The sequence below is a fragment of the Mycobacterium sp. genome (genome assembly GCF_052144515.1).
GTDB lineage: Bacteria > Actinomycetota > Actinomycetes > Mycobacteriales > Mycobacteriaceae > Mycobacterium.
This window is the reverse complement of sequence record NZ_JBKQQD010000302.1, coordinates 1-8181: the sequence shown is the minus strand read 5'-3', so window position 1 is coordinate 8181 and position 8181 is coordinate 1. Positions and strand designations below refer to the sequence as shown.

Below are 8181 nucleotides of genomic sequence, written 5' to 3'. Positions count from 1 at the left end.
CTAAGACCTGGATGCGTCGCTGGGTCGCCTCGTCCACCGCGCGCCGGGCCTGCTCACGATAACGATCAGCTTGTTGCTTCACGTCGGCGAGGAGCTGCTCACGCTCTTGCTGGGCGTCGGCGCGCAGCCTGGTCAGTTCGGCCTCGAGCCTTTCCTTCGTTTCCGCGTAGTCGGTCTCGAGGGCTTCTCGCTGCGCGACCAGATCTGCCAGCAGTTCTTCGTGCTTGCGCTGCTCGGCCTGGACCTCGGCCTCGGCCGCCGCGATCAGCGCATCTGCCTCGGCCCGCGCCTCGGCCTGCATCTCGGAAACCTCGTCGACCGCGCGGCGCAGCATCTTTGCCATCCGCTGTTGCACCGCGTGCGGCGCGGGTGAGGTGTCCGTGAGGAAGCCGACCTCCTTGCGCAGCGCGGCGGTTTCCTCGCCGGATTCCCTCAGCCGGGCCCTCAGGCTCTCGACGTCGTCGAGCAGCAATTGCTGCTTGGTGGTCAACATCTCGATGTGGGCATCAGCCGCGGACGGGTCGTAGCCCGTGAACCTGCGAGAGAACGTCTTTGCGGGTTCGCTTACCACTGCCAAATTTCCCCCTCCCTGGGAACGCTTGGTAGATCCGTGACCCCGACCCCCGAGTTCGAGTATGTCAGGCCGCGCCGTCGGCACAGCAACGAGCGCACACGCGGTCACGGCCGAGAGTAGCTGTGGAACCGGTACCGCAGCCCACGTCGGCTGGTCAACCACTCGCCCGTCTCCCCCAGCCACGCCTCGTCGAGCACCGGGGCGAGCGCGTCGTCGTCGTCGCGGGACAGGTCGATGTCCACCTCGGTGACCTCACACCGGGTGGCGTACGGCAGCGCCAGCGTGTAGATCTGCCCGCCGCCGATCACCCACGTCTCGGGTTCGCTCAGGGCTTTATCGAGTGACCCCACCACCTCGGCTCCATCGGCCATGAACCCAGCCTGGCGAGACAGCACGATGTTTCTGCGTCCCGGCAGCGGCCGCACCGAAGCCGGCAACGAATCCCAGGTGCGCCGGCCCATTACGACGGTGTGGCCCATGGTCACCTGTTTGAAGTGGGCCAGGTCCTCCGGCACCCGCCAGGGAATATCACCGCCGCGGCCGATCACGCCGGACGTCGACTGAGCCCACACCAGGCCCACCGTCATACAGCGACGGGCGCTTTGATCGCAGGGTGGGGATCGTAGTTCTCGACGAAGATGTCGTGGTAGGTGTAGTCGAAGATCGAATCTTTCTCAGCCAGAACCAGTTTCGGATACTGCCGCGGCTCGCGGCGCAATTGCTCACGGACCTGCTCGACGTGGTTGTCGTAGATGTGGCAGTCGCCACCGGTCCAGACGAACTCACCGACGTCCAAGCCCGACTGCGCGGCCATCATGTGCGTGAGCAGCGCGTAGCTGGCGATGTTGAACGGCACACCCAAAAACAGGTCGGCGCTGCGTTGGTAGAGCTGACAGCTCAGCCGGCCGTCGGCAACGTAGAACTGGAACATCGCGTGACACGGGGCCAAAGCCATCTGCGGGATTTCACCGACGTTCCAGGCCGACACGATGATGCGCCGCGAATTCGGGTCAGTGCGCAGCAGATCCAGCGCGGCGCTGATCTGGTCGATGTGCTCCCCCGAGGGTGTCGGCCAGGATCGCCACTGCACCCCGTAAATCGGCCCGAGATCCCCTGTGCTGCTGGCCCATTCGTCCCAGATGGTGACCCCGTGCTCGTTCAGCCAAGCGACGTTGGAGTCGCCGCGCAAGAACCACAGCAACTCGTAGACCACGGATTTGAAATGCACCTTCTTGGTGGTCAGCAGCGGAAAGCCGGCCGAAAGGTCATATCGCAACTGCTGGCCGAACAGGCTGCGCGTACCCGTGCCGGTGCGGTCGGCTTTGGCGCTGCCCGTCGCGAGCACCACGCGCAGCAGGTCCTCGTAGGGGGTGGCGATGGGCACGCGGTCAGCTTAGCGGCGATCGCAAGCGCGGCGAAGCCGCGCGCGGCGGGTCGCCGCCAGAAAATGCAGCGGCGATCGCAACCGCGGCGAAGCCGCGCGCGGCGGGTCGCCGCCAGAAAATGCAGCGGCGATCGCAACCGCGGCGAAGCCGCGCGCGGCGGGTCGCCGCCGATGAATTTGCGTCGATGCGTGGGGAGTAGAACGGAGGCCATGCCGAACATTACCGACACCGTCAAAACTGCCGATGGCACCTGCACCTTGCGCCTGTTCACCCCGGAAGGGTCCGAGGGCCAGGGCCGGGGCCCCTGGCCAGGCATAGTCATGTTCCCCGACGCCGGCGGCGCGCGCGAAACGTTCTACCAGATGGCGGCCAAGCTGGCCGGATATGGCTATGCGGTACTACTTCCCGACGTGTACTACCGCAACGGCGACTGGGCCCCGTTCGACATGATCAGCGTGTTCGGCGACGAAAAAGAGCGCAACCGGCTCTTCTCGATGATCGGCAGCCTGACCCCGGACAAGATCACCGGCGACGCCACCGCGTTCTTCGACTACCTGGCCGCTCGCCCCGAGGTGTCGGGGGAACGCTTCGGCGTCTGCGGCTACTGCATGGGCGGGCGAATCTCGGTCATGCTGGCCGGCCGTCTTCCGGACCGCGTCGCCGCCGCGGCGTCCTTCCACGGCGGCGGGTTGGTGACCGACACGCCGGACAGCCCGCACCTGCTGGCCGACCGGATGACCGCCAGTGTGTACGTGGGCGGCGCCGAGAACGACGCGTCGTTCACGGCCGACCACGCCGAGCAGCTCGACAAGGCGCTCACCGCGGCCGGCGTGCAACACACCATCGAGTGGTATCAGGCAGCCCACGGCTTCGCGGTCCCCGACAACGAGCCCTACGACGAGGCCGCAGCCGAGCGGCACTGGGCGGCGATGACGGAGACCTTCGGCGCGGCGCTGCGTTAGTCCCGCGAGATCGCGTCCATCAGCAGCGTGGCGGCCACCGCCGCCCCGTCGGTGCGGATCTTGCCCACCACCGCGCTCGCCCGTGTGCGGGTCCCGAGGGCCAGGGTCGCCTCGAGCGCGGCTGACAACGCTTCGAAATTCGCGGACCGGCCGTCGTATGCGGTGCCGATGCCCATCCCGACAACCCGGCCCGCCCAGTACACCTGGTCGGCCCCTTGGGGTACCACCACCTGAGGTGCGCCGGCTCCCGCGGCCGTCGTCGTCGTGCCCGCGCCGCCGTGGTGCACGACGGCGGCAACCCGGCCGAACAGCGCCTGCTGGTTGATCTCGCCGATAGCAAAGCAGTCGTCCCGGTCGTCCATCGGGGCGAGGTCGGCCCAGCCCTGCGCGAGCAGCACGCGGCGACCCTGCGCGCGGATCGCCTTGATGGCCATCCCGACGATGTCCTTCCCGGCGCGCAGCGACATGCTGCCGAACCCGACATACACCGGCGGTGTGCCCGCGTCCAGGAAGTCCAGCAGCTCGGCCGGGAGCGGGCGATCGTCGGGCAGGAGCCACGCGCCGGTCTGAACCACGTCGAGGTCCGCCGGCTCCTGCCACGGGGCCAGGGTGGGGTCGGCCGCCAGCCACGGGTGCTCGGTGAAGGCGTGGGTGCGGACGTCGTCCACCGGCGGCAGGCCGATCGACGCGCGGTGGCCGTTGAGCGTCTCGCCGAAATGCACGTTCGCGTTCTGGGCATCCTGGTCCCACAGTTCCCGGTTGTCGATCAGGCCCATCAAGAACGGCCAGCCCGAATACGACGGTGGCGGGTGGTGGGGCGAAGGCAAGTGGGAGGGTTGGTAGCTCGCGTAGACGTAGTGGATGCCCAGTTTCTCGGCCACCGACCGCGCGCCGGCCGCGATCGGCAGCAGGTTGGTCGCCACCAGCGCATCGCATCCCTCGGCCGCGGCGGCGACCGTGTGGAACTGCGCGGCGATCAGGTCGTCCAGGTGCCGGCGCAGCTCCTCCTCCGATGGCGGCGTCTCCCGGGTCACCATCGCGCGCACCGATTCCCCGAACGGCACCAGCGGCACGCCCAAACCGGCCAGCCGGTCTGCGAAGTCCTCATCCGGCGGCGCGCACACCCGCACCTGAACGCCCAGGGCCTGCAACTGCACCGCGAGTCCCGCCAGCGGTTCTACGCCCCCGCGCGAATCGTAGGTCGACAGCACCACGCGCATGTCACAGCTCCCAGATCATGCGATCGGCAGGCCCACCAGCTCGGCCAGTCGGGCCCGGTGACGGTAGGCGCTGCCGAAGGCCAACTGGTCACTCTTGGCCCGCTTGAGGTACAGGTGCGCCGGATACTCCCACGTCATCCCGATGCCGCCGTGCAGCTGTATGCACTCCTCGGCGGCGTGCACGGCGATGCCGCTGCAGTACGCCTGCCCGATCGCCGCCGCAGCGGCCGCGTCGTCGTCGCTGCGTGCGCACGTGTCGGCGGCGTAGCGCGCCGCCGCGGTCGCGGCGCCGACGTCGAACCACAGGTCGGCCAGCCGGTGTTTGATCGCCTGGTAGGAGCCGATCGTGCGGCCAAACTGCTTGCGCTCCTTGGCGTAGGCGAGCGTGGTGTCGAAGCACCACTGCGCCACCCCGAGTTGCTCGGACGCCAGCAGCGCCGCGCCGGTTTGAAGCGCCGCCGGCAGTGCGGCCTGTCCAGAGCCGGCCCGTGACGACGCGGCACCCGAAAACCGGACATCCGCAAGGGGCCTCGTCATGTCCAGCGCCAGCACCGGTGAGATCTCGACACCGGGCGCAGTCGCCGAAACGGTGTGCAGCTCGAGTCCGTCCGCTCCGGCGACCGGAACCACCAGCACGTCGGCTTCGGCCGCACCCGCGACGCTGCCGACCATTCCGGTCAGGCCGTCGGCCCCGCTGCTCACGCCCGACACCGGATCGCCCGGCGCGGCGGACAGCGGTGTCACCAGCGCCGCCGTGACTGCACCCTTGGCCAGTGCCGACAGGGTCTCGGTCTCACCGGCGCATAACAGCGCCACCGTGGCGAGCACCGCGCTGGACAAAAACGGCACTGGGGCGACGGCCCGGCCGATCTCCTCCATAACGACCGCGGCCTCGCGCGCGCTGGCGCCGGCGCCGCCGAGCGACTCGGGCACCAGCAGCCCGGCCACCCCCAGCTCGGCGGCCAGCGTGCGCCAGATATCTGAAAACTCCTGCGGTACTGGCGATTCCGTCGCTTCCGTTTCATAGGCCCGGGCCACCAATTCGGGCGGGCAGCGGTCGGCGAACAGCCGGCGAACGCTGTCACGCAGCGCGTTCTCGGTGTCCGAATACAGCAGGTCCCCAGAGCTTGAAGTACTCATCGGTTCAAGTCCTTCCAGGCCACGTCCTTGTCGACGCGGTGCTCGCCGGGCAGGCCGAGGACCCGCTCGGCGATGGTGTTGCGCAAGATCTCCGAGGTACCACCCTCGATCGAGTTCCCCCGCGCCCGCAGGTAGCGATACCCGGCCTCGCGACCGGTCAGGTCCACCACTTCCGGCCTGCGCATGGTCCAGTCGTCGTAGCGCAGCCCCGCCTCGCCGTGCAGCTCGATCTCAAATCCCGAGATCGCCTGCGCCAGGCGCGCGAAAGCCACCTTCATGCCGGCGCCCTCCGGTCCGGGCTGACCCGCGACCGCCTGCTGCCGCAGCCGCTCCCCGGCCAGCCGAAGTACCTCCGCCTCGACCCATAGCCGCATCAGCTCGTCGTGCATTGCGGGGTTACGCAGTGCTGGCTCGTTTCGCCACGCCGCGGTGACCTTGCCGATATGGCCGCCTTCGCGCGGGGCGCGGGAGCCTGCCCCGATCGCGACGCGCTCGTTGTTCAGCGTGGTGGTCGCAACCCGCCAGCCGCCGCCCTCGGGGCCGAGCCGATTGGCATCCGGCACCCGCACATCGGTAAGAAAGACTTCGTTGAACTCCGCCTCGCCGGTGATCTGGCGCAGCGGCCGGACCTCGACACCGGGTTGGGTCATGTCGCACAGGAAGTACGTCAGGCCAAAGTGTTTGGGCACCGTGGGGTCCGTGCGTGCGACGAGGATGGCCATGTGCGCGTGCTGCGCTTGCGACGTCCACACCTTCTGCCCGTTGACGATCCAGTCGTCACCGTCGCGGACCGCTCGCGTGGCCGCGGCGGCCAGATCCGACCCGGCGCCGGGCTCGCTGAATAATTGACAGTAGATCTGCTCGCCAGTGAACAACGGGCGCAGAAACTTTCGCTTCTGCTCATCGGTTCCGAACGCCGCGATCGTCGGCGCTGCCATGCCCATACCGATGTAGTTCTTGGGGGTGCCGCCTATCGGGGCGCCCGCGGCGGCCAGCTTGGCGTTCACCCGATCCTGAGCGGTCCGCGGCAGGTCCAGCCCCCCGAATCCGAGCGGTAGGTGCACCCAGGCCAGGCCCGCGTCGTACTGCGCGCCGAGGAAGTCCCGCGGTTCGGTGGTCGCCGGATCGTGCTCGTCTAACAGCGCCTGCACCCGCGCGTCTAAGTTGCTCAAGTCGTCATGGACGCTGCTCATTGGCTGCCTCCCGGTCGCATCTGGTACCCCTGCGCGGGTCCGAGCAGCAGACCGCCGTCGATGACCATCGTCTCGCCGGTGATCCAGCTCGCCGCATCCGACACCAGGAAGGCGACCGCGCCCGCCACATCGACCGGCTCACCGATGCGGCCGAGCGCGATGGTCGACGCCAGCGGATCCTCGTGGTCCTTCCACAGCGCCTCGGCCAGCCTGGTGCGAACCACGCCCGGGCAGATCGCGTTGACCCGGATGCCCGGTGAAAGTTCCAGCGCCAGTTGCTTGGTGACGTGGATCAGGGCGGCCTTGGTGGCGTTGTACAGACCCATGGCCGGCGACTGGTGCATGCCGCCGATGGAGGCGGTGTTGACCACGGTCCCACCGTGCTCCCCCATCCACGCCTTGACGGCGAGTGAGGTCCACAGCAACGGGGCCCACAGGTTGACCTCGAAGATCTTGGTGAAGCGGGCGTGGTCCTGCTCGATCAGCGGACCGTACGCCGGGTTGGTTCCCGCGTTGTTGATCAGGACGTCCACGCTGCCGAAGCGATCGAGCGTGAGGTCCACGCAAGCCCGCGCGGCGTCCTCGTCGACGGCGTGCGCGCCGACGCCCAGGGCCCGGTCGCCGACCTGAGCCGCGGCCGCGTCGGCGGCCTCCTGCTTGCGGGCGGTGAGCACCACATTGGCGCCGTTGGCAGCCAATTGTTGGGCGATCGCCAGGCCGATTCCCCGCGAGGCGCCGGTGATGATTGCGGTGCGCCCGGTCAGATCCTGTGCAGTCATGTCATATGCCTTTGCTCAACCGGTTGCGACCGATCTGTCATGGAATGTTTTACGCGCGCGTCAGTGTGGTATGCGACTGGAATGTTAGCGAAATTGAACCCCATGAAACCATTGTTTGTCGCCGGGGCGATAGCCGCGGCGATTACCGCTGCGCCTGCGGCAGCCGCTGGCACTTTTGCGGCTGGACCTGCGATGACCGGCCCAGCTCCGACGCACGTGATCATCAAGGATGACCCGAGCGGCGGTGGCTGTGACGCCAACGGCAACTGTGGGTCCGGTGGCCAGAACCAGGGTCCGGGCGGCGGTCCGGGCGGCCAGGGTTGTGTCCCGGGCGTCGGTTGCGGCTCGGGCGGGCAGAACGCGGGTCCGGGCGGCGTGCCCGGTGGCACCGGTTGTCTGCCGGGCGTCGGCTGCGGCTCCGGTCACGCATAAAACAGTTCATTGACCCTCAGCGTCCCGGCAGCCTGGTGATCCAGGCCCGGGATGCTGCGGGGTCGATCACGTCGTCGAGTTCGAATGTGGTGGCCGACCGCAGCGCCTTGCCGTGCTGATAGGCCGCCTCGACGAGACGATCGAACAGATTTTGGCGTTCGAGCGGATCGGCCGCCGCGGCTAATTCCTTGCTGAACCCAAGGCGGACAGCACCTTCCAGGCCCATACCGCCGATCTCCCCGGTGGGCCAGGCGACGGTGAACTGCGGCGCGTGGAACGAGCCGCCGGCCATCGCCATCGCGCCCAGCCCATCAGCCTTGCGCAGGATGATCAGTCCCAGCGGCACCGTCAGCCGCGCGCCGAGCACGATCATCCGGCCGAATCGGCGCACGGCGGCCTCTTTTTCCGCGTCCGGCCCCACCATGAACCCCGGGGTGTCGCACAACGAGATCACCGCCAACCGAAACGACTCGCACAGGCCGAGGAAGTCGCCGGC

General features: G+C 68.4%; 10 protein-coding genes. 2 read left to right on the top strand and 8 right to left on the bottom strand.

Annotated features, from left to right (window positions below):
- From ACLP9N_RS20475 to ACLP9N_RS20465, 3 genes are all read right to left on the bottom strand, one after another.
- A partial coding sequence (locus tag ACLP9N_RS20475; protein WP_442409132.1) for a cell division protein DivIVA occupies positions 1–571 on the bottom strand: 571 nt, incomplete at its 3' end.
- A 107-nt stretch (positions 572–678) separates the two neighbouring features.
- Positions 679–1161, bottom strand: a complete 483-nt coding sequence (locus tag ACLP9N_RS20470; RefSeq protein ID WP_442409131.1) for a dihydrofolate reductase — start codon at positions 1159–1161, stop codon at positions 679–681.
- Positions 1158–1958 carry a thymidylate synthase gene (locus ACLP9N_RS20465; RefSeq protein ID WP_442409130.1) on the bottom strand — a complete coding sequence of 267 codons (801 nt, stop codon included), beginning with the start codon at positions 1956–1958 and terminating at the stop codon, positions 1158–1160. The genes ACLP9N_RS20470 and ACLP9N_RS20465 overlap by 4 nt, the downstream gene beginning before the upstream one ends.
- 210 nt (positions 1959–2168) lie before the next feature.
- On the opposite strand from ACLP9N_RS20465, the gene ACLP9N_RS20460 reads away from it, so the two are divergent.
- The gene (locus ACLP9N_RS20460; protein WP_442409129.1) at positions 2169–2921 is read left to right on the top strand and encodes an alpha/beta fold hydrolase; all 753 of its coding nucleotides are present in this window, start codon (positions 2169–2171) and stop codon (positions 2919–2921) included.
- On the opposite strand, the gene ACLP9N_RS20455 is transcribed toward ACLP9N_RS20460, so the two are convergent.
- Genes ACLP9N_RS20455 through ACLP9N_RS20440 form a run of 4 tightly spaced genes read right to left on the bottom strand, consistent with a single transcriptional unit; the run spans position 2918 to position 7253 of the window.
- On the bottom strand, positions 2918–4141 hold the full coding sequence (locus tag ACLP9N_RS20455) for a glycosyltransferase (protein WP_442409128.1): 1224 nt from the start codon (positions 4139–4141) through the stop codon (positions 2918–2920). The genes ACLP9N_RS20460 and ACLP9N_RS20455 overlap by 4 nt on opposite strands.
- 15 nt (positions 4142–4156) lie before the next feature.
- Positions 4157–5281, bottom strand: coding sequence for an acyl-CoA dehydrogenase family protein (locus ACLP9N_RS20450; RefSeq protein ID WP_442409127.1), 1125 nt, complete (start codon positions 5279–5281; stop codon positions 4157–4159).
- Entirely contained in the window at positions 5278–6474 is a 1197-nt protein-coding gene (locus ACLP9N_RS20445) for an acyl-CoA dehydrogenase family protein (protein ID WP_442409126.1), read from the bottom strand. The genes ACLP9N_RS20450 and ACLP9N_RS20445 overlap by 4 nt, the downstream gene beginning before the upstream one ends.
- Entirely contained in the window at positions 6471–7253 is a 783-nt protein-coding gene (locus tag ACLP9N_RS20440) for an SDR family oxidoreductase (RefSeq protein WP_442409125.1), read from the bottom strand. The genes ACLP9N_RS20445 and ACLP9N_RS20440 overlap by 4 nt, the downstream gene beginning before the upstream one ends.
- Positions 7254–7355: 102 nt before the next feature.
- On the opposite strand from ACLP9N_RS20440, the gene ACLP9N_RS20435 reads away from it, so the two are divergent.
- Positions 7356–7685: a PE-PGRS family protein gene (locus ACLP9N_RS20435; protein ID WP_442409124.1), complete on the top strand. Its 330-nt coding sequence runs from the start codon at positions 7356–7358 to the stop codon at positions 7683–7685.
- A gap of 16 nt (positions 7686–7701) precedes the next feature.
- Here the strand turns inward: ACLP9N_RS20435 and ACLP9N_RS20430 are convergent.
- A partial coding sequence (locus ACLP9N_RS20430) for a carboxyl transferase domain-containing protein (RefSeq protein WP_442409123.1) occupies positions 7702–8181 on the bottom strand: 480 nt, incomplete at its 5' end.

Bases quoted from the DNA above. Each gene is read 5' to 3' on its own strand.
- ACLP9N_RS20470 (WP_442409131.1), bottom strand. From the start codon at position 1,161: ATGACGGTGGGCCTGGTGTGGGCTCAGTCGACGTCCGGCGTGATCGGC.
- ACLP9N_RS20460 (WP_442409129.1), top strand. From the start codon at position 2,169: ATGCCGAACATTACCGACACCGTCAAAACTGCCGATGGCACCTGCACC.
- ACLP9N_RS20455 (WP_442409128.1), bottom strand. From the start codon at position 4,141: ATGCGCGTGGTGCTGTCGACCTACGATTCGCGCGGGGGCGTAGAACCG.
- ACLP9N_RS20450 (WP_442409127.1), bottom strand. From the start codon at position 5,281: ATGAGTACTTCAAGCTCTGGGGACCTGCTGTATTCGGACACCGAGAAC.
- ACLP9N_RS20445 (WP_442409126.1), bottom strand. From the start codon at position 6,474: ATGAGCAGCGTCCATGACGACTTGAGCAACTTAGACGCGCGGGTGCAG.
- ACLP9N_RS20440 (WP_442409125.1), bottom strand. From the start codon at position 7,253: ATGACTGCACAGGATCTGACCGGGCGCACCGCAATCATCACCGGCGCC.
- ACLP9N_RS20435 (WP_442409124.1), top strand. From the start codon at position 7,356: ATGAAACCATTGTTTGTCGCCGGGGCGATAGCCGCGGCGATTACCGCT.